Origin of the sequence: Microtetraspora sp. AC03309 (assembly GCF_020826795.1) — a bacterium.
In the GTDB taxonomy this organism is placed as follows: Bacteria; Actinomycetota; Actinomycetes; order Streptosporangiales; family Streptosporangiaceae; genus Microtetraspora; species Microtetraspora glauca.
In genome coordinates this window covers 1-600 of sequence record NZ_JADDIL010000371.1, presented here as the reverse complement: position 1 = coordinate 600, position 600 = coordinate 1, and the positions used below count along the sequence as shown (strand labels likewise).

At 65.8% G+C, this 600-nt stretch carries 1 protein-coding gene; it reads left to right on the top strand.

Annotation, left to right across the window (positions count from 1 at the left end; translation table 11 throughout):
- A partial coding sequence (locus IMZ11_RS43390; protein WP_228649504.1) for an AMP-binding protein occupies window positions 1-600 on the top strand: 600 nt, incomplete at both ends.

The window sequence follows — 600 nt, the reverse complement described above, 5'->3', positions numbered from 1 at the left end:
ATGCTGGCGACCCACGGCCGCACCTATACGGCCGCACCGAATTTCGCGTTCGAACTGGCGGTCCGCAAGACATCGGATGCCGACATGGCAGGGCTCGACCTCTCCGACGTGCTCGTCATCATCACCGGCAGCGAGCGTGTGCATCCGGCAACGCTGGAGCGGTTCACGCAGCGGTTTGCCCGGTTCAACCTTGACCCGGCGGTGATCCGGCCTTCGTACGGAATGGCCGAAGCCACGGTGTACATCGCGACCCGGGAATCGGGCGAGGCGCCGGCCATCGTTCGCTTCGAATCCGAACCGCTGACCGCCGGTACCGCTCAGCGTTGCTTGAACGGAGCGGGTACACCCCTTGTCAGCTACGGCATCCCCGTTGCGCCTTCCGTCCGGATCGTGGACTCCGAGACCCACACCGAGTGCCCTCCCGGTGCCATAGGGGAGATCTGGGTGCACGGTGACAACGTTGCCAGTGGCTATTGGAACCGGCCCGACGAGAGCGAGTCGACCTTCGGTGCGCGCCTGGTGGCGCCGTCGGCGGGCACACCTGAAGGGCCCTGGTTGCGCACGGGGGACTCGGGATTCATGTTCGACGGTGAGCTGTAC